Here is a 16365-nt window from a genome sequence, read left to right on the forward strand (position 1 = left end):
TGGGTCGGAAACAGTCCATCCTTTCATGACCGAGCCCCCGTCTTTTCTTTACCGCGCGCCCAGAACCGGCGATGCACCTCATTGATGTCGTCCCAAGCCGATGCGGCAGGCTTTGCTTCGCGCCGGCCGGCATCGTCCGTCGTGGCGGCCGCTGGGCGCGACCGGGGGGAGTACGCGGCCACCACCGGGGTAGCCAAGGGCCCCGTGCTCAGGGAGCCTTTCATCGGCGCATCGCGCGTGTAAATCCGGATCATTGCAGCTCTCCAATCTGTGTGGCGGGATCGGCACGTAGCGCCGCGGCGAAGCGGCCCCAGCGGCGGTTTTCTGCGTCCTGATCACCATAGGGCGTGTCGTGAATACCGCTCGTTGCCGAAAATGGCAGGTGGCCACCATGCAGGCCCAGCGTGTCGAGCGCGGCCAGGATGACTCCCATTTCCGCCTTGATGACCTTCAGGCGCTCCACCATGACGACGGCTTCGGCAGACATCACGGCGCGGACGGCGAGCCGGCATTGCGACTCCGCTACGACGTGGGCCGCCTCAGCTTCCTTCAGGTCGGCGTCGATCTGCGCTTTCGCACTCTGCGCGGCGTCGCGCTTGAATGTGGCCGAGGCGATGTCGAGCAACCGGCCGCCGGAATCGACCATCGCAGCACCACCACTGCGCATGGCCGCGACCAGCTCGGCGCCGCTCTCTGCGATCCGGCTCTCCCGGTCTGCGATGGCTTTGTCCAACGCGGTTTGGAGACCGGTCAGCATGACCGCAGCGCGAGACGCCACGCCCTTGCGCTCATCGAGCGTCGCCGCCGCCTGCTGTTCGGCTTCGATCGCCTCGCGCAGGGCGTCACGCTCGCCACCGTTGACCATCCGCGTCACGGCCGCTTTCTCGGCACCGGCGATTGCTTCCAGTGGCACCTGGGGCGCCTGGGGTGCGGCCGCCTCGACCATCGCCTTGATGTGGATGCCGCGATTCGGGTTACTCGTCAGGTACATCTCTGCCAAAACATTGGCCTGGGTGTACGTCACATGCTCATTGAGGACAACACCTTCGCCGTCCACCACCTTCCATGTCGTTACGCCGGGTTCATAGAACATCACGCACCCCCTTGCACAAGGCGCAGCGTCACCGGGATGGCGTGATGCTGGAACACTGACAGCATCTCAATCGCGATCGGATGCGAGACGTAATCGCACAACGCGCGGCCGGCTTGGTCGCGGATCTGCCAGCGCGGTGCGGTCGTTGTTTGTTGCTTGGTATCAGTCATTTATCGTCCTACTCAGAATTTAGTACTACAAAGTGGATAGTTTACGCTTTTTCTTGCAGATCAAGAACGGATATGCTATCGACGACGATTTTGTGAGATTTTCTTACCACTCCAGCTTTGTCAACGAAGTCCGAGATCATGAAGCGCCCCACGATCCGGACGTGTTGATCGCTCGGCAAGAAGCGAAGCTTTCTACCCATCGGCCCATCCTTCGCGTAAAGATGGATGCGGTGCTCCTTGCCATCGGCGCCGACGGTGACAAGCGAACCGGTGACACCGCCGTGCCGGTCCTTCTTGGCATACGCAAGCTCGCCGTCAATCGCGATCCACGCGCGGTCAGGCTTCGGCCTCGTCGTGCTGTTATCGCCCATGGCGGACCTCCTTCAAGCGTTTGGTGAAGTAGTGCCAGTTCGGCCGCAGGTCTCCCACCGGCCCGCGGATGGCCCGGCTCAGCACGTCGTCGAGATAGTCGCGCGGCCAGCCTTCGATCTCGGCCAGGTCTTCGATCATCCCTACCAGCTCGGTGCGCCGGCAGTCGAACTCGTCGGCGGTCATCGGCGCGATCCAGGGCGAGAACGGCGCGCCGGAATCGGGGTCGAGGGGGAAGCCTGCGAGCGATGTTCCGCCGTTGGTGGAATACCCCGAAGTGGGGGCTTCGGGTGCGGGCGATACACTTCCGCAGCCCGTCGTCGCCGGCGTGCGCGCATTGGCTGTTGATACCCCGGACCTGGTGGTCTCGACACGCGACAGCAGCGCGAGTAGTTCCGCCTTGTCCGCGCGAACCAACTCGACCAGCTCAGGCGGAACAGGGGATGGGGAAATGCGCACCTTGTCGCCGGCGGCGTTCACCCGCAGCGTGAAGCCGGCAGCGGTAAGACGGGCAAGGGTTTCTTTGGCGGCCATCTCACACCTCCATGTCGGCGTCGGGCGCCGAAGATTCCGGAAGATTGCCACTCTCCTGGACGTGGCGGTCTTCGCGGCCTTCGTGAATATTGGCGGTGTTCTGTGCCTCTAAACCCCCTGTATCTGACGAAGACCGCCATGAATCATGAAGACCGCCATCTCCAGGTGACTGAGATTCTTCGTGGCGGTCTTGTCGGCCTTCGAGAGGAAGCACCCACGTCCAACCGTCTTTCATGCCTCCCTTCCGTGCTTGCGCACCGATTTCGCGCTTCGCTCGTTCGATCGTCCGCCATGAATAACCGGCGCCGGTTGCATCCGCTTTCAGCGCCTTTACCGGGACGGGGCCAGAAGCCAGAATTGAACGCAGGAAGTCGCCGGCTTCGTCGATCTCGGTTTTCTCGTCGTCGTCCGTTTCTTCAACGTCGCCCAGAATGTCGCGCGCGCTGCCGGTGATCGCCTCGCCCCACACAACCCGGCTTGCCTCCAGGTGGTTCATCGTCACCTGCTCAAGCGTGTAGGCGATGCCGCCGTCATCCGGCGCGATATTCGACTTGGCGCGGGCCAGGATGCGCCGCTCTGCCGCCTCGTCCTTCGCGGCGACCAGAACCATGCGGGCCAGGGCGACAAACGCCTGGGAGCCGATTACGCGCTCCGCCGGGCTCGTTCCTTTGCCGCCCTTGGCGAAGTGGCTGATACCGAGGACCGCGCATCGGTACGCGCCGGCCATGTCAACCAGCGCCTGCAAATCGCGCCGCACGTCGTTGACCCGGTGGGCGTCGCCGGCCACGGCCGAAATGATCGGATCGAGGATCAGCAACTGAGCGCCGCCCATCTGCTCCAGGCGTTCCCCCAGCAGGGGAATATCCCGCGACGGATCGAACGGCTGTAACTCCCCATTCACATCGGACGTCTGCCGGATGAACTGGATGTTCCGCAGGTTCGCGTCCGCAGCCATCAGGCGTGGCACCAGGGTGTCGGCGGGGTCGTCTTCACTCGACCACATCAACACGGTGCCCGGCGTCGCGTGGCGGGTGCCGTCAGGCCATGCACTGCCTTTCGACACTGCGGCGGCCAGGGACAGCGCAAGCGTGGTTTTCCCCGTGCCCGGCGAGCCGGCGAGGATGGTCAGCTTGCCAGCGGGCAACCAGCCGGGCCACAACCACACGATGGCCTCCGGCGTAATGTCCGCGGCGCAGGACAGCATGACGGACGGCTTGTTCGCCGGCTTCGCTGCCGCCGGCTTGGCCTGCCCGATGAACTCGTCGCGCGCAGCGCTGACCTTGCGCGCCGCCTTGTTGCGCTCGTTCGTCGCGAGGAGCGCGTCCATGTCGAGGTCGTCGAAATAGTCGATCTTGGTCACAGAGCCCCCTTTCGAGATTGCTCGAGCAGCCAGACCTTCGCGCTGGTAACGAGGTAGGCTTGCACCCATTCGTGGTGCTGCTCCCATGCGCCGTCACCCATGGCGCGGGCGCAGCGCTGCATCTCGCGATCGATCATCGCGGAGACGCGTGCCTTGACTGTGGTGGATGTCGTCATGCGGCCACCTTGGCCGCCGGGCCACGCTTGATCGGTGCTACCGCCGCCGGTTCGGGGGCGACGTTCTTCTCCGCCCACCCGGCCAGGTCGTCGATCTCGTTGTCGAGCGTTTCGCAGGCGACGGCCACCAGGCCCATCAACGCTTCCATCGAATAGCCGCTGACCGGTGCCTCCACGCCTTCGCCGTCCTCCGACTTGAAGTAGTCACCCTGCGCGGTGTTGGCGTTCTGCATCCGGGCCACGACGGCCGCGCCGCGGGCGATGGCCTGAGCACGAATGAGAGCGCGGAACAGCGGTTCAGTCTCTTTGGCCTTGCCGTTGAGCACGCGGTCGGAGAACGAGTGGCACGGGATTTCGAGGAAATTCGTCGGTTGCTTAGCCATGGCGCACCTCGATTTTCTTGATCTTCTTGACAACGCTGGCATCAGCGATCAAGTCTGGATCGATGTCAGGAAGGCGCTCCAACGACTTATCGCGGCAGCTGCAGCGGCGCGACCTGATCAGCCGGCCAGTCTCCACGCTCGCGCCGTATGCAATCCCGGCAACGAGGCATACGCCCCATTCCTTGAATTTCGGCATCCATTCTTCGATGACGACGATTTTTCCGACCAATTCCGGGTGAATGGAGCGCCTGATGCGGGCCATGTCGCCAACTTGGAAGCGTCGCTTAGCCATGACGAACCTCGCCGCGGGTCATCTCAGAAATGGCGCGCAGGGCATCGCCGGCTACGTCGAGCGCGTCGACGACGGTCGGTGCCGTTGCCGCGGCGCGCAGGGCGTCACGGGCAATGGCTGCGAGGAGTTGATTGTTGCGTTCGGTGTGAACGCGGAGAATTACTCGGTCGGCTTGTCCAGATCGATAGTCGCGCCGGCTGAGCGCATCCGATTGAGCACGCGCTCGATCGTGGATTGATCCAATTCCAACCGAGCCATCGCAAAGAACAACATGTGCAGCCCCATTTCGCGCCTGTTGTTCGCATCCGCCGCCATGTACTTGCGCCATCCCCGTCCGGTAGACACTCCGAACAGATCCGCCATTTCCGTGCTGCTCTTTTTCAGCTCCTCTTTTAGGCGTGCCATGTCCTCGGGCGACGGGGGTAAGTAATTGGTCATGTTCATTGGGCGCGAGCAGGCGCGCACGAAGTAAGGTCTTCATGATGGGCTTCCTTTCGGAGAAACGGTCCTCGCGGAGTGCGCGAACCATACCGATCAATATAGGACCAAAGGGTACCTTCGTCAAGTGCTGCCCGTATGTTTCTTCGCGCACGAATTTGAGAAACGGCACCGGGGGTAGGTGCCAAAAGTGCCAGAAGCCCCTTTTGTCACCTTTGGCACCGACCGGGGTACACACATTGGAAATTTTCATCATGCTTTCCTCCACTTCCCCGGGTGCAGCGTGTACACGGCGACGCGGTGGGTATGGCCTGCATCGGTCTGGCGATCGACCCGGGTCGTGATGATGTTCAGACCGTGCGCGTGGCGCAGCTCATGCACACGGGTAGCGGGCATCATCACGTCGAGATCCTTGCGGGCTTCGATGGTGGTGAGGGGGCCGACATGGCGGAGAGCAGCTTCGATGCGCTTGCACTGCGTTTTGGCATCATTGCCCGGGAAGGCGGTGAGAATCGATTGACGGTCCATTACGCCACCTCCACGCCGGCCGATGCCGCTTGTATACGGGCGGGGAAGCCGATAGAATTGGACTTCGGACTGTTGTGCTTTTGGTTTTGTGCTTGGTCGCTCGCCTTCACGGCAGCGGCCATTTTTTTTGTCGTGTGCATGGCTCGCTCCCGTTATGCCGCTTGGCGCGATTCAGCGGCGCGCTTGCCGAGCCACGACACCAGCTCGTTTTCGTCGAACACGGTTACGCGGGGCGACAGCTTGATCGGCTTCGGGAAGTCGGGGAGGGTGCGCGCGTAACGCCAGATGGTGGTCACGCTGACGCCGCACAGATCAGCGGCCTTGGGCGGGCGCATCTTGCGGCTGGGGGATGCTGCGAACATGGTGTAACTCCTGTGGTTCCGTGTGGCGCAACTGTTTGCGCTACTGGTGACCACAGGTTATTTCTGGCGGCCTGGCTGACTATCCCATTTAGGGTAGAGCGCTACCCTAAATAGGGTGATAGGGCAGTCACTCGTTCATTTTTATGGATCTGTTGGCTTTGGCAAAAACCGTCTCCAGCGTTGCCCTTTTGAGGCCTGGTATCTGACTGTAGTTTTCAAGTAACGTCTTAATTACATCGTTTTGACTTAGTTTTCCGGAAGTCCCGGTCAATGAATATTCCATCAGAAGAGCGCCAATGATCGCAATAAGAGTTGCCTCTTTATGCTTTGGCTTCTCCGAAGCATCTTCGCCCTGTGCCTTTGGATCTAATGCAACCTCTGGGACCAGCGTGACCCGAATCGCCAGTTGTTCCGGTATCTCCCATTTGACCGATATAGCCCACGCTGCAAAGTCTTCGACTCTAACCGTGCATCGATCTTGGTTTCCCATTGTGATTGAGCGAACTGGTAGTTTTGGATTGACGCTCAGATTTGCGCGGGCGATGAACATGCGGTCCGCAAACTCGTCGCCCTCTCCAAATTTCGGAGGTCCGCCGTCGTAGTCTTTATCTACTCGCTGCACTCTTTCCGGCTCGACGTCAAAAGACAGCGCTACTGCAGCCCACAGTTCGACCTCTGGGACGTGATCCCATTTAGCCCACTTTGGTTGCCGCGCTTGGGCTGCATCAAGTAGAAAAGTATTGAAATCCTTTTTTAGGTGATCCTTCGCTATTTGTGGCGTAGTTTTTTCGTACAGGTGATATAGCTGCTCGGCAGTTTTCACCGTGGGCGGAGACAAAAGAGCTTTATTTATTTTCCGTTGTTGCTCTGCCCAAAATGCTATGTTTCGTTGGTTTATTTTGTCTTGGCGGTCTTCTATTTCTGCTTGCGTGAGCAGTTTCTGATAATGCAATGAAATTGCATCGAGGTCTGTCAGCTTTGAGTTTTCAGGCAAACTCTCATGCTCATCTTGGCTCATCACACGTTCCCTTACGTGCCCCTATAAATAAGGTGCCGCGCCAGACGGGTAGGGTGCCCGCTTTTCGATTGGCCGATCTAGGCGCGGCGTGAGACGGTTATGCGGTCCTGCGGAAGTTGCCCGGGATGACCTTGCCGCCGGCCTCCAGGGCGTCGAGCATGTCCGCCCATGCCTGCATCATCCTGCGCCGGTCGTCGAGGTGCTGCGCCTGGTTGTACGTGCGCCGCACGGCGTTGGGCTCCACATGGGCAAGCTGACGCTCGACCCAGTCGCACGGATACCCCATCTCGTTAAGCCGCGTACTGCCGGTCGTCCGGGTCGCGTGCGGGCTGTACTTGGTCGCCCATCCCAGCGCCTTGAGCGCGCCACGCTGGGAAGCAGTCGTCATGGGCTTCTTGCGGTCGTCGCGGTGTGGGAAAACGTGCCGGGTGTTGCCGTTCACGCCGCGGATGCCGGCGAGCATGGCGACCGTCTGTGAGGGCAGGGGGACGACGTGTTGCTGACGCTTCTTCATCCGTTCCGCGGGGATCGTCCAAGTCGCGCTCTCCAGGTCAAACTCTGACCATTCAGCTTCTATCGCTTCCGACGGCCGGCAAAGCGTCGCCCACATCAGCCGGAACGCGCCCACCGTCTGAAAGTTGGACTCATGGCTGGTGAGGTCGCGCATCAGTTGCCCGATCTCGTCGACGCCCAGCGCGCGCTTGTGCTGCGTTTTGCTCGGCGGGATTGCCCTGCGGACTGGATACACCGGGTCAGTCTCGGCGCGCAAGGTCGATATCGCCAGTTCGAACACGCCGGACATCGCGCGACGGGCCTCGGCGGCGACTGTGGGCGCGGTCTTCGCGGTCTTCTGCAGGATGCGCAACACGTGGGCGGACGTGACCGAGGCGATGCCTAGCTTGCCGATCGACGGAAACACGATGCGTTGGAGCGTGTCCAGGCGGCGCGCCTTCGTTTCGGCGGTCCAATCCTTGAGGGCAAGCCATTCGCGGGCGACCTGCTCGAACGTCTGCGCGTGGGCCTGCTCGCGCTTGATCCGCTCCAGTTGCCGGGCGTGGACGGGGCTTATCCCTTCCTTCACCTGGTCTCGGGCTTTCTGTCGGGCCACGCGGGCATCGGACAGGCTGACGGCTGGATAGTCGCCGATCGCCAGGATGCTTTCTTTGCCGGCCAGCTCGAACCGGTACCGCCATGCGCGAGTACCGTTCGGCTTGACCTCCAGGTAGAGGCCCTTGCCGTCCGTCAGTTTGTACGGCCGGTCCTTCGGCTTGGCGTTGCGGCACTGGATGTCGGTCAGCATGGCGGTTTCGGTGTCGTACCCGGTTTTTGCAACCGGTGTCTTTTTCGTACCCGGTTCTATACCCGGAAAAACCGGGTATGCCTGATTGTGTCAGTTCGGACCAAGACACAAAAAAACCCGCACGGGGCGGGCTTCTCCGGCGTCAATGGCATTGTATGCCACTAACTGATTCTAATGGAACCGCTTAGACGTTGAACAGGAAATTCAACACATCCCCATCCCGCACCACGTATTCCTTGCCCTCGGCGCGCATCTTGCCGGCTTCCTTCGCGCCCTGCTCGCCGCGGTAGGCGATGAAATCGTCATAACCGATGGTCTGGGCGCGAATGAAGCCGCGTTCGAAATCGGTGTGGATGACGCCGGCGGCCTGCGGCGCGGTATTGCCGACGCGAATCGTCCAGGCCCGCACTTCCTTGACGCCGGCGGTAAAGTAGGTCTGCAGGCCCAGCAGGCGATACGCGGCGCGGATCACACGGCTCAGCCCCGGTTCCTCCATGCCCATGTCGGCCAGAAACACGGACTTGTCCTCTTCCTCCATGTCGGCGATTTCCGCTTCCACCGCCGCGCACACGGCCACGACCGGCGCCTTCTCGGCCTCGGCATACTTGCGCACGGCATCGAGCTTCGGATTGTTCTCGAATCCGTCGTCCTTGACGTTGGCGACATACATGATCGGCTTGGACGTGATCAGGCAGAACGGCTTGAGCAGGGCCAGTTCGTCGTCGGACAGATCGAGCGTGCGCACCGGCAGCGCCTGATCCAGCTGGACGCGGGCTTTCTCGAGCACCGCGACCAGTTTCGCGCCTTCCTTGTCGTTGCCGGACTTGACCGCTTTCGAATAGCGCGAGAGCGCTTTCTCGACCGTGGCCATGTCGGACAGCGCGAGTTCGGTGTTGATGACTTCGATATCGGAGATCGGATCGACCTTGCCCGCCACGTGGATCACGTTCTCGTCGTCGAAGCAGCGCACGACGTGCGTGATCGCGTCCGTCTCCCGGATGTTGGCGAGAAACTTGTTGCCCAGTCCTTCACCGGTGGAAGCGCCTGCCACCAGACCGGCGATGTCGACGAACTCCACCACGGCCGGCACGATGCGCTCGGGCTTGACGATCTCGCTCAGGCCCGCGAGCCGCGGATCGGGCACTTCGACGATGCCGACGTTCGGTTCGATCGTGCAGAACGGATAATTTTCCGCAGCGATGCCCGCCTTGGTCAGGGCATTGAAGAGGGTGGACTTGCCGACGTTGGGCAAGCCGACGATGCCGCATTGGAGGCTCATGGATGGGGCTCTGGAATCTGTGCGAAAAACGCCAATTGTAACCTCTTCGGCCCGAGCGATGGCCGGCGTGAGCCGTGAACGCCGGCGCTATAATGCCCGGATGAGCCCATCCTCCTCTCCCTTCCACGCCGTCGTCGTCGGCGGCGGCCTCGTCGGCAAGTCCGCGGCGCTCGCGCTGAGCCAGGCCGGCCTGCGCGTCGCCTTGCTCGCGCCGCATGTCGCGCCGCTCGCGGCGGGGCAGCTGTTCGACAAGCGGGTCTACGCGCTGTCGGCCAGTTCGCAGGCACTGTTCGAACGCCTGCGCGTCTGGCAGGCGCTCGACAAGGCGCGCCTCGGCCCGGTCCACGACATGCGCGTCATCGGCGACGCGTTCGCCGAACTGCATTTCTCGGCGTTCCAGGCGGCGGTGCCGCAGCTGGCATGGATCGCCGAGTCGCACCTGCTCGAGACCGCGCTGGACACCGCGCTGCATTTCCAGCCGCAGCTCGAATGGCTGCCGGCGCGGGCGCAGGCGCTGACGATCGACGCCGAAGGGGCGACGCTGGCGCTCGACGATGCCCGGCCACTGCGCGCCGAGCTGATCGTCGGCGCGGACGGCGCGCACTCCTGGGTGCGCGCGCAGATGGGCGCGCAGGTCAAGCATCGCGATTACGGCCAGACCGGCGTGGTGGCGAACTTCACGATCAGCAAGCCGCACGCCGAAACCGCCTGGCAGTGGTTCCGGGACGGCGAGATCGTCGCGTTGCTGCCGATGGCGGGCCCGTATGTGTCGCTGGTCTGGTCGGCGACGCATGAACATGCCGCCGCGCTGGTCGCCGGCGGCGGCGCGGCGCTGGCGGCCGAACTGGAGCGTTTCGCCGGTGCCTCGCACGGCATCTTCGATTGCGTGTCCGAGCCGGTGGGTTTCCCGCTGGCGTTGCAGACGGTCGACCGGCTGAGCGGGGCGCGCGTCGCGCTGGTGGGCGACGCGGCCCACCTGATTCATCCGCTCGCGGGGCAGGGGGTCAACCTCGGCTTGCGCGATGTCGCGGCGCTGATCGAGGTGCTGCGCGCGAAGGAACGTTTCCGGGGCTATGGCGATCCAATCCTGCTGCGCCGCTACGAGCGGGCGCGGCGCGAGGACATCGCCGCGCTCACCCTCGCGACCGACGGGCTGCAACGCCTGTTCGCCGCGCCCGGCTTCGTGGCCCGGAACCTTCGCAATCTGGGCATGTCGCTGGTGGCGGCGCAACCGTTCGTCAAGCGCTGGCTGATCAACAACGCACTGGGCTGAGACGTGCTCCCGGGCCGGCGCCCACGCCGGTCGCCGGGTCGTCCGCTCCGCATTTCGTCATAAAGGAATCCGATGAAGTTCTCCCTGCCGTCCCTGTTCGCCGTCGCGGCGTTTGCCTTGTCCGGTCTGGGCGGCGTGCCGCTGCTGGCGCACGCCGATGCGACCACCGACGCGCTCAAGGCCACCCTGCAAAAGAAATTCGGCGGGCAGGCGCCCGTCAGCGCCGTGCGCAAGTCGCCGGTGGCGGGCCTGTATGAAGTCACGTTCGGCAAGCAGGTGGTCTACAGCGATCCCACCGGGCGTTACGTGATCCTCGGCAATATCCGCGATACGGCCACGGGCGAGGATCTGACGCAGACGCGCACCGACGAATTGAACCGCATCGATTTCGCCAGACTGCCGCTCAACGACGCGGTCAAGGTGGTGCACGGCAAGGGCGAGCGCAAGATCGCGGTGTTCTCCGATCCGAACTGCCCGTATTGCCATCGGCTGGAGGAAACGCTGCAAGGCGTCGACAACGTGACGGTCTATACCTTCCTGTACCCGATCCTGTCGCCGGACTCGGCGGAGAAATCCAAGGCGATCTGGTGCGCGAAGGACAAGGGCAAATCCTGGGAAGACTGGATGCTGCGCCGCGTCGCGCCCACCGCCTCCACGGCGGGCGGTTGCGATGTCGCCGCGCTGGAGCGTAACCTGAAGCTTGGCCAGGACATGAACGTGACCGGCACGCCGACGGTCTTCCTCGTCGACGGCAACCGGCTGCCGGGCGCGGTGTCGGCCGACGAACTCAAGAGCCGGCTGGCGTCGGCGCACTGACCCCTGGAACCGTCACTCATGCAACCGATCCGCTATGCGATCGTCGCCCGGCACGCGGCGGCGCACCTGTTCGATGTCACGCTGCGCGTCGACGATCCCGACCCGCGCGGCCAGGCGTTCTATCTGCCCGCCTGGATTCCGGGCAGCTACATGATCCGCGAGTTCGCGCGCAATATCGTCACGCTGACGGCGCACGATGCGGCGGGCGGGCCGGTGCCGGTCCGCAAGACCGGAAAGGATCGCTGGCTGGCCGACCCGGTCGACGGCGCGTTGACGCTGCGCTATCAGGTATATGCATGGGACCTGTCGGTGCGCAGCGCGCACCTCGACCAGACGGTGGGCTTCTTCAACGGCACCAGCGTGTTTCTGGCGGTGGCGGGCCGTGAGGCCGCGTCCTGCCTGGTCGACATTCAGCGCCCCGAGGGCGCCGGGTTCGCGTCGTGGCGGGTGGCGACCGCGCTGCCGGAGGCGGACGGCACCGCGCGCTACGGCTTCGGTCTGTACCGTGCCGCGGACTACGACGAACTGATCGATCATCCGGTCACGCTCGGCGAGTTCGCGCTCGCGACGTTCGATGCGTGCGGCGTGCCGCATGACGTGGTCATCAGCGGCCCGGTGCCCGGCCTGGACATGGACCGCCTGACCGCGGATCTGCGCAAGATCTGCGAGACGCAGATCGCCTTCTTCGAACCCGACACCCAACGCGCGCCGATGGACCGCTACGTCTTCATGACGATGGCGGTGACCGACGGCTATGGCGGCCTCGAACACCGCGCGTCGACCGCGCTGATCGCCAAGCGCGGCGATTTTCCGGTGCGCGGCGCGGCGGGCGACGGACCGCTCTCCGACGGGTACCGGACCTATCTCGGCCTGTGCAGCCACGAGTACTTCCATACGTGGAACGTCAAGCGCATCAAACCGGACCGGTTCGCGCCCTACGACCTGACGCGCGAGACGCCGACGGAGCTGCTGTGGCTGTTCGAGGGTTTCACGTCCTACTACGACGATCTCTTCCTGTTGCGCAGCGGCGTGATTCCGCGGACCGACTACCTGCGGCTGCTGGGCAAGACCGTGGGCGGCGTGCTGCGCGGCAGCGGGCGGCGCAAGCAGAGCGTGGCGGAGAGTTCGTTCGACGCCTGGGTGAAGTACTACCGGCAGGACGAGAACGCCACGAACGCGATCGTCAGCTATTACACGAAGGGGTCGCTGGTCGCGCTGGCGTTCGATCTGGCGATCCGCGCGGCAAGCGACGGGCAGCGCTCGCTCGACGATGTCATGCGCGCGCTCTGGCACCGTTACGGGCGCGATTTCTATGCCGGCAAGCCGGTCGGCATCGCGGCGGACGCGGTACTGCCGCTGCTGTGCGAGGCGAGCGGCACGGATCTTGGCGAGCTTTTCGCGCTGGCGGTGCAGGGCACCGACGATCTGCCGCTCGAGCGTCTGCTGGCGGCGGTGGGTGTGACGCTGGCGCCGGTGCCGGGCAAGCAGCCGGTGTCGATCGGAGCGCGTGTGAAAGCCGGCGCCGACGCGACCCTCGCCGCGGTGTTCGACGATGGCGCGGCGCAACACGCCGGATTGTCCGCGGGCGATATCCTCGTCGCGCTGGACGGGCTGCGGATCACCGGCGGCAACCTGGATGGCTTGCTCGCACGTTACCGGCCCGGGCAGATGGTCGTGCTGCACGCGTTCCGACGCGACGTATTGCGCGATTTCACCTTGTCGCTGGATGTGCCGGACGTCGTCGAGTACGCGCTGGCGGTGCGCGAGGCCGGTGGCGCCGAGGGCCGGGACGAAGTCCTCGCGCAGGCGGGACGGTTGCGCGAGGCCTGGCTCGGTGCGTCCTGATACGGCGGCGGGAGACGGGGGGCGCCGCGTTCAACGCGCGGCGGCACGACGGATCGCCTCGCACATCGGCTCGATTTCCGTCAAATATTCGATGAAGACCTGCGTTTTGCGCGGTACGAAGCGACGCGACGGCATCACCAGATGCACCGGCGTGCTGGACAGCCGCCAGTCCGGCAGGATGCGCACCAGCCCGTGGTGCGCTTTCTCGCCCCCCATCATCGCATCCGGCAGGATCGCCATGCCCGCGCCCGCCACCGTCAATTCCCTGACCATCGACAAGCTGTTGGCCTCGATACGCCCCGTCATCGTGACCTCGACCTGTTGCCGGCCGCGCGTCAGCACCTCCCGTTCATGCACCTGACGCGCGCCGCGCAGCAAAACGAAGCGGTGCCGGGCCAGGTCGGCCGGCGCGTCGGGCAGGCCCTCGCGTTCGATATGCGCGGCGCTGGCATAGATCGAACGCGTCATGTCCCCGAGCTTGCGGGCCACCAGCGTGGAATCCGCCAGATGGCCGGCACGGATCGCGATATCGATGCGTTCGCCGATCAGGTCGACATGCCGCGCGCTCAGATCGAATTCCAGCGAGACCTCGGGATAGCGCAGGCTGAAGCCCGCCAGCGGTCGGGCCAGCCAGTGCTCGGAAAAATCCGGCGGTGCGGAAATGCGCAGCAGTCCGCGCGGCTGTTCGGCGAGTTGCGAGGCGAAATCCCGCGCCGCTTCGACATCCTCCAGGATCGGCAGACAGCGCGCCAGATACGCCAGTCCGACCTCGGTCAGCTCCAGCCGTCGGGTGCTTTTGTCGAGCAGACGCGTGCCGAGCCGCTGCTCCAGCTTGCCGAGCCGCCGGCTCACGGTGGTCTTGGGCATGCCCAGGCGCACGCCGGCCGCGGTCAGGCTGCCTGCGCGCGCCACTTCGGCGAAAACCAGCATGTCGTTCAGATCGTCCATCGCGGGCATGGCATGTCGGATAGGGGAGGGCAAGAAGAGAGCGGAACGATTCGTCCCATAAACGGGACAATGATACCCAATAAACGGTCTCGTTCCAAAAACGGGATCGCTTACAATGGGGGTGCACGCCGGGCTTGCCCGGCGCTTTCTCACACTCGCAGTCCGGTTACAAGGAACGCATCATGACGACGATTCTCCAGATCAACGGCGCCGCACGCTCGCAAGGCTCCCAGTCCACGCTGCTCGCCGGCGAAGCCGCGCAGCATCTGCTGGTCAAGCACCCGGGCGCGACGCTCGTCGTACGCGATTTGCTGGGCAGCGCCCTACCCAACCTGAACGACGAGATTCTGGGGGCGTTTTTCACGCCGGCCGAGGCGCGCAACGAAGCGCAGCAGGCGATCGAGGCGAAAAGCGCGGCGTTGATCGCCGAACTGCAGGCCGCCGACGTGGTGGTGATCGGCGCGCCGTTGTACAACTTCGGCGACTCCACCCAGTTGAAGGGCTATTTCGACTGGATCACGCGCGCCGGCCAGACCTTCCGCTATACCGCCGAAGGCACGCCGGAAGGTCTGGTCAAGGGCAAGAAGGTGGTTGTCGTCGTGGCGCGGGGCGGCAAGTATCACGGCACGCCGCTGGACACGCAGACGCCCTATCTGAAGACGCTGCTGGGCTTTCTCGGCATGACCGACGTGACCTTCGTCTACGCCGAAGGTTTCGCGATGGGCCCGGACGCGGCGGCGCTGGCGCTGTCGAGCGCGCGCGAAGCGATCGCCGCGCTGTAGGCGTTATTCCGGCACGCCGGGGATCCGTCAGACGGCGGGAATGCGCCAATCGATCGGCGTGCGACCGCTGGCGGTCAGCACTTCGTTCGCCCGCGCGAAGTGGCCGCAGCCGAAAAACCCGCGATGCGCGGACAATGGCGACGGATGCGGCGCTTCCAGTACCAGATGATGCGCGTGTTGCGCGAGCAGCGTGCGTTTGGCCTGCGCATGCGCGCCCCACAGCATGAACACGATGCCTTGCCGTTGCTGTCCGAGGTGCGCGATCAGCGCGTCGGTGCACGGTTCCCAGCCGCGTTTGGCGTGACTCGCCGCTTTGTCGCGTTCGACGGTGAGCACCGTGTTCAGCAGCAGCACACCTTGCCGCGCCCAGTGATCGAGGCAGCCGTGCGGTGGTGGCCCGAAGCCGAATTCGGCGCTGATTTCCTTGCAGATATTGCGCAGCGACGGCGGCGGACGCACGCCGGGCGGGACGGAGAACGCGAGCCCGTGCGCCTGCGGGATGCCATGATCCTCGCCGTGGTAAGGATCCTGCCCGAGGATCACCACCTTGACGTCCTCCGGCGGGGTCAGCAGCAGCGCGCGAAAGGGCTCGGCCGGGTAGATCGTTTTCCCGGCAGCGCGTTCGCCGTCGACGAAAGCGCACAGCCGCGTATAGGTCGGACTGCCGATGAACGCGTCGAGCGGCCGGCGCCAGGCGGTCGGGATCGTGGCGAACTGGCGTGCGAGGGCGGCGTCGCTCACCGCATGGCCACCGGCTTTCCTGAAGAGGCCATAGCCTCGGGCCGCTTTCGACACATCGTCCGGCATCAACCCCGGGACCGCGTCGCGCAGGCGCGCGGCGAACGCCAGCAGCGCCGCTTCGTCGCCGGATTTCAATTCCAGTTCGATTTCCCGGATCGGGACGGTCGCATCGGTCAGGTCCGAGGCGACGGCGCCCAGATCGAGCGCCGCCTCGATCCGGGCACCCTCGACCTCGACGATCCACAGCGTGCGATCGAAATCGGTGCGGAACACCGGCCGCAGATGTGCGGCGTGGGCCGCGACCGCGGCCCGCGCGGCGGCATCGTCGCAGGCGTCCAGCAGCGCCGGCAATTCGAGCGCTTCGCCTGCCACCGGTTGTTCCCATTCGCCCCGCGCGTGCAGACCCTGCGTGGCCTTTCCGGCGGTCTTCAAGGTCTGCAACCAGCCGTCGGGCGTGCGGCGCAGCCGCAGCGCCACCCGTGCCTGCGCCAACGCCAGCGCGGGGGTGTCGAAATAGACATTGCCAAGCGTGATCGTGCGGCCCGCGCCGCCGCTCGCCGCGTCCAGAAAATGCACCGCGGCATCGATGAGCGCGGTGCCCAGCGCGAGCTTCAGTTCTTTCTCGATGGCCATGCCTGTCTCGGGAATAGGGGGAATG

Annotated in this window: 21 protein-coding genes; 4 read left to right on the forward strand and 17 right to left on the reverse strand. The window is 64.4% G+C overall.

What is annotated here, in order from left to right; all coding sequences use genetic code 11:
- Positions 1-250 precede the first annotated feature (250 nt).
- The 15 genes from OVY01_RS13505 to ychF all read right to left on the reverse strand — a co-directional run bounded on the left by OVY01_RS13505 (position 251) and on the right by ychF (position 9302).
- The gene (locus OVY01_RS13505) at positions 251-1093 is read right to left on the reverse strand and encodes a hypothetical protein (protein WP_267848128.1); all 843 of its coding nucleotides are present in this window, start codon (positions 1091-1093) and stop codon (positions 251-253) included.
- Positions 1093-1263, reverse strand: coding sequence for a hypothetical protein (locus OVY01_RS13510; RefSeq protein WP_267848129.1), 171 nt, complete (start codon positions 1261-1263; stop codon positions 1093-1095). Before OVY01_RS13510 ends, OVY01_RS13505 begins: the two co-directional genes overlap by 1 nt.
- Before the next feature lie 41 nt (positions 1264-1304).
- Positions 1305-1634, reverse strand: a complete 330-nt coding sequence (locus OVY01_RS13515; RefSeq protein ID WP_267848130.1) for a hypothetical protein — start codon at positions 1632-1634, stop codon at positions 1305-1307.
- A complete protein-coding gene (locus OVY01_RS13520; protein WP_267848131.1) occupies positions 1624-2166 on the reverse strand; it encodes a hypothetical protein in 543 nt (180 codons plus the stop codon). The genes OVY01_RS13515 and OVY01_RS13520 overlap by 11 nt, the downstream gene beginning before the upstream one ends.
- A gap of 1 nt (position 2167) precedes the next feature.
- Entirely contained in the window at positions 2168-3526 is a 1359-nt protein-coding gene (locus tag OVY01_RS13525) for an AAA family ATPase (protein WP_267848132.1), read from the reverse strand.
- Positions 3523-3702, reverse strand: a complete 180-nt coding sequence (locus OVY01_RS13530; protein ID WP_267848133.1) for a hypothetical protein — start codon at positions 3700-3702, stop codon at positions 3523-3525. The genes OVY01_RS13525 and OVY01_RS13530 overlap by 4 nt, the downstream gene beginning before the upstream one ends.
- Entirely contained in the window at positions 3699-4085 is a 387-nt protein-coding gene (locus tag OVY01_RS13535; protein WP_267848134.1) for a hypothetical protein, read from the reverse strand. Before OVY01_RS13535 ends, OVY01_RS13530 begins: the two co-directional genes overlap by 4 nt.
- Positions 4078-4377 carry a hypothetical protein gene (locus tag OVY01_RS13540; RefSeq protein WP_267848135.1) on the reverse strand — a complete coding sequence of 100 codons (300 nt, stop codon included), beginning with the start codon at positions 4375-4377 and terminating at the stop codon, positions 4078-4080. The genes OVY01_RS13535 and OVY01_RS13540 overlap by 8 nt, the downstream gene beginning before the upstream one ends.
- Positions 4370-5068 (reverse strand): hypothetical protein, encoded by a 699-nt coding sequence (locus tag OVY01_RS13545; RefSeq protein WP_267848285.1) that lies wholly within the window; start codon positions 5066-5068, stop codon positions 4370-4372. Before OVY01_RS13545 ends, OVY01_RS13540 begins: the two co-directional genes overlap by 8 nt.
- Positions 5068-5343 (reverse strand): helix-turn-helix domain-containing protein, encoded by a 276-nt coding sequence (locus tag OVY01_RS13550; protein WP_267848136.1) that lies wholly within the window; start codon positions 5341-5343, stop codon positions 5068-5070. Before OVY01_RS13550 ends, OVY01_RS13545 begins: the two co-directional genes overlap by 1 nt.
- Positions 5343-5483 carry a hypothetical protein gene (locus OVY01_RS13555; RefSeq protein WP_267848137.1) on the reverse strand — a complete coding sequence of 47 codons (141 nt, stop codon included), beginning with the start codon at positions 5481-5483 and terminating at the stop codon, positions 5343-5345. Before OVY01_RS13555 ends, OVY01_RS13550 begins: the two co-directional genes overlap by 1 nt.
- A gap of 12 nt (positions 5484-5495) precedes the next feature.
- Positions 5496-5705 (reverse strand): helix-turn-helix transcriptional regulator, encoded by a 210-nt coding sequence (locus tag OVY01_RS13560; protein WP_267848138.1) that lies wholly within the window; start codon positions 5703-5705, stop codon positions 5496-5498.
- 127 nt (positions 5706-5832) lie between these two features.
- Positions 5833-6723, reverse strand: coding sequence for a hypothetical protein (locus OVY01_RS13565; protein ID WP_267848139.1), 891 nt, complete (start codon positions 6721-6723; stop codon positions 5833-5835).
- A 97-nt stretch (positions 6724-6820) separates the two neighbouring features.
- On the reverse strand, positions 6821-8023 hold the full coding sequence (locus OVY01_RS13570) for a tyrosine-type recombinase/integrase (RefSeq protein ID WP_267848140.1): 1203 nt from the start codon (positions 8021-8023) through the stop codon (positions 6821-6823).
- Positions 8024-8207: 184 nt separating this feature from the next.
- Positions 8208-9302 carry a redox-regulated ATPase YchF gene (ychF, locus tag OVY01_RS13575; RefSeq protein ID WP_267848141.1) on the reverse strand — a complete coding sequence of 365 codons (1095 nt, stop codon included), beginning with the start codon at positions 9300-9302 and terminating at the stop codon, positions 8208-8210.
- Positions 9303-9402: 100 nt separating this feature from the next.
- Between ychF and OVY01_RS13580 the strand changes: the two genes are divergently transcribed.
- From OVY01_RS13580 to OVY01_RS13590, 3 genes are all read left to right on the forward strand, one after another.
- Positions 9403-10575 (forward strand): UbiH/UbiF family hydroxylase, encoded by a 1173-nt coding sequence (locus OVY01_RS13580; RefSeq protein ID WP_267848142.1) that lies wholly within the window; start codon positions 9403-9405, stop codon positions 10573-10575.
- A gap of 84 nt (positions 10576-10659) precedes the next feature.
- Positions 10660-11391, forward strand: coding sequence for a DsbC family protein (locus tag OVY01_RS13585; protein ID WP_432422249.1), 732 nt, complete (start codon positions 10660-10662; stop codon positions 11389-11391).
- An 18-nt stretch (positions 11392-11409) separates the two neighbouring features.
- Complete coding sequence (locus tag OVY01_RS13590; protein ID WP_267848144.1) at positions 11410-13236, forward strand: M61 family metallopeptidase; 1827 nt, start codon at positions 11410-11412, stop codon at positions 13234-13236.
- Between the two features lie 30 nt (positions 13237-13266).
- On the opposite strand, the gene OVY01_RS13595 is transcribed toward OVY01_RS13590, so the two are convergent.
- Positions 13267-14193, reverse strand: a complete 927-nt coding sequence (locus tag OVY01_RS13595; RefSeq protein ID WP_267848145.1) for a LysR family transcriptional regulator — start codon at positions 14191-14193, stop codon at positions 13267-13269.
- A gap of 173 nt (positions 14194-14366) precedes the next feature.
- Here OVY01_RS13595 and OVY01_RS13600 point away from each other — a divergent pair, with 173 nt between their 5' ends.
- Complete coding sequence (locus OVY01_RS13600; RefSeq protein ID WP_267848146.1) at positions 14367-14966, forward strand: FMN-dependent NADH-azoreductase; 600 nt, start codon at positions 14367-14369, stop codon at positions 14964-14966.
- 27 nt (positions 14967-14993) lie between these two features.
- Here OVY01_RS13600 and OVY01_RS23295 read toward each other — a convergent pair whose 3' ends face one another.
- Positions 14994-16340, reverse strand: a complete 1347-nt coding sequence (locus tag OVY01_RS23295; RefSeq protein ID WP_432422245.1) for a uracil-DNA glycosylase — start codon at positions 16338-16340, stop codon at positions 14994-14996.
- Positions 16341-16365: the final 25 nt, after the last annotated feature.

Origin of the sequence: Robbsia betulipollinis (genome assembly GCF_026624755.1) — a bacterium.
Classification (GTDB): Bacteria; Pseudomonadota; Gammaproteobacteria; order Burkholderiales; family Burkholderiaceae; genus Robbsia; species Robbsia betulipollinis.

Excerpts from the sequence above, each read along its gene's own strand:
- OVY01_RS13505 (WP_267848128.1), bottom strand. The coding sequence starts at position 1,093 with ATGTTCTATGAACCCGGCGTAACGACATGGAAGGTGGTGGACGGCGAA.
- OVY01_RS13510 (WP_267848129.1), bottom strand. The coding sequence starts at position 1,263 with ATGACTGATACCAAGCAACAAACAACGACCGCACCGCGCTGGCAGATC.
- OVY01_RS13515 (WP_267848130.1), bottom strand. The coding sequence starts at position 1,634 with ATGGGCGATAACAGCACGACGAGGCCGAAGCCTGACCGCGCGTGGATC.
- OVY01_RS13520 (WP_267848131.1), bottom strand. The coding sequence starts at position 2,166 with ATGGCCGCCAAAGAAACCCTTGCCCGTCTTACCGCTGCCGGCTTCACG.
- OVY01_RS13530 (WP_267848133.1), bottom strand. The coding sequence starts at position 3,702 with ATGACGACATCCACCACAGTCAAGGCACGCGTCTCCGCGATGATCGAT.
- OVY01_RS13535 (WP_267848134.1), bottom strand. The coding sequence starts at position 4,085 with ATGGCTAAGCAACCGACGAATTTCCTCGAAATCCCGTGCCACTCGTTC.
- OVY01_RS13540 (WP_267848135.1), bottom strand. The coding sequence starts at position 4,377 with ATGGCTAAGCGACGCTTCCAAGTTGGCGACATGGCCCGCATCAGGCGC.
- OVY01_RS13545 (WP_267848285.1), bottom strand. The coding sequence starts at position 5,068 with ATGAAAATTTCCAATGTGTGTACCCCGGTCGGTGCCAAAGGTGACAAA.
- OVY01_RS13550 (WP_267848136.1), bottom strand. The coding sequence starts at position 5,343 with ATGGACCGTCAATCGATTCTCACCGCCTTCCCGGGCAATGATGCCAAA.
- OVY01_RS13555 (WP_267848137.1), bottom strand. The coding sequence starts at position 5,483 with ATGCACACGACAAAAAAAATGGCCGCTGCCGTGAAGGCGAGCGACCAA.
- OVY01_RS13560 (WP_267848138.1), bottom strand. The coding sequence starts at position 5,705 with ATGTTCGCAGCATCCCCCAGCCGCAAGATGCGCCCGCCCAAGGCCGCT.
- OVY01_RS13565 (WP_267848139.1), bottom strand. The coding sequence starts at position 6,723 with ATGAGCCAAGATGAGCATGAGAGTTTGCCTGAAAACTCAAAGCTGACA.
- OVY01_RS13570 (WP_267848140.1), bottom strand. The coding sequence starts at position 8,023 with ATGCTGACCGACATCCAGTGCCGCAACGCCAAGCCGAAGGACCGGCCG.
- ychF (WP_267848141.1), bottom strand. The coding sequence starts at position 9,302 with ATGAGCCTCCAATGCGGCATCGTCGGCTTGCCCAACGTCGGCAAGTCC.
- OVY01_RS13580 (WP_267848142.1), top strand. The coding sequence starts at position 9,403 with ATGAGCCCATCCTCCTCTCCCTTCCACGCCGTCGTCGTCGGCGGCGGC.
- OVY01_RS13590 (WP_267848144.1), top strand. The coding sequence starts at position 11,410 with ATGCAACCGATCCGCTATGCGATCGTCGCCCGGCACGCGGCGGCGCAC.
- OVY01_RS13595 (WP_267848145.1), bottom strand. The coding sequence starts at position 14,193 with ATGCCCGCGATGGACGATCTGAACGACATGCTGGTTTTCGCCGAAGTG.
- OVY01_RS13600 (WP_267848146.1), top strand. The coding sequence starts at position 14,367 with ATGACGACGATTCTCCAGATCAACGGCGCCGCACGCTCGCAAGGCTCC.
- OVY01_RS23295 (WP_432422245.1), bottom strand. The coding sequence starts at position 16,340 with ATGGCCATCGAGAAAGAACTGAAGCTCGCGCTGGGCACCGCGCTCATC.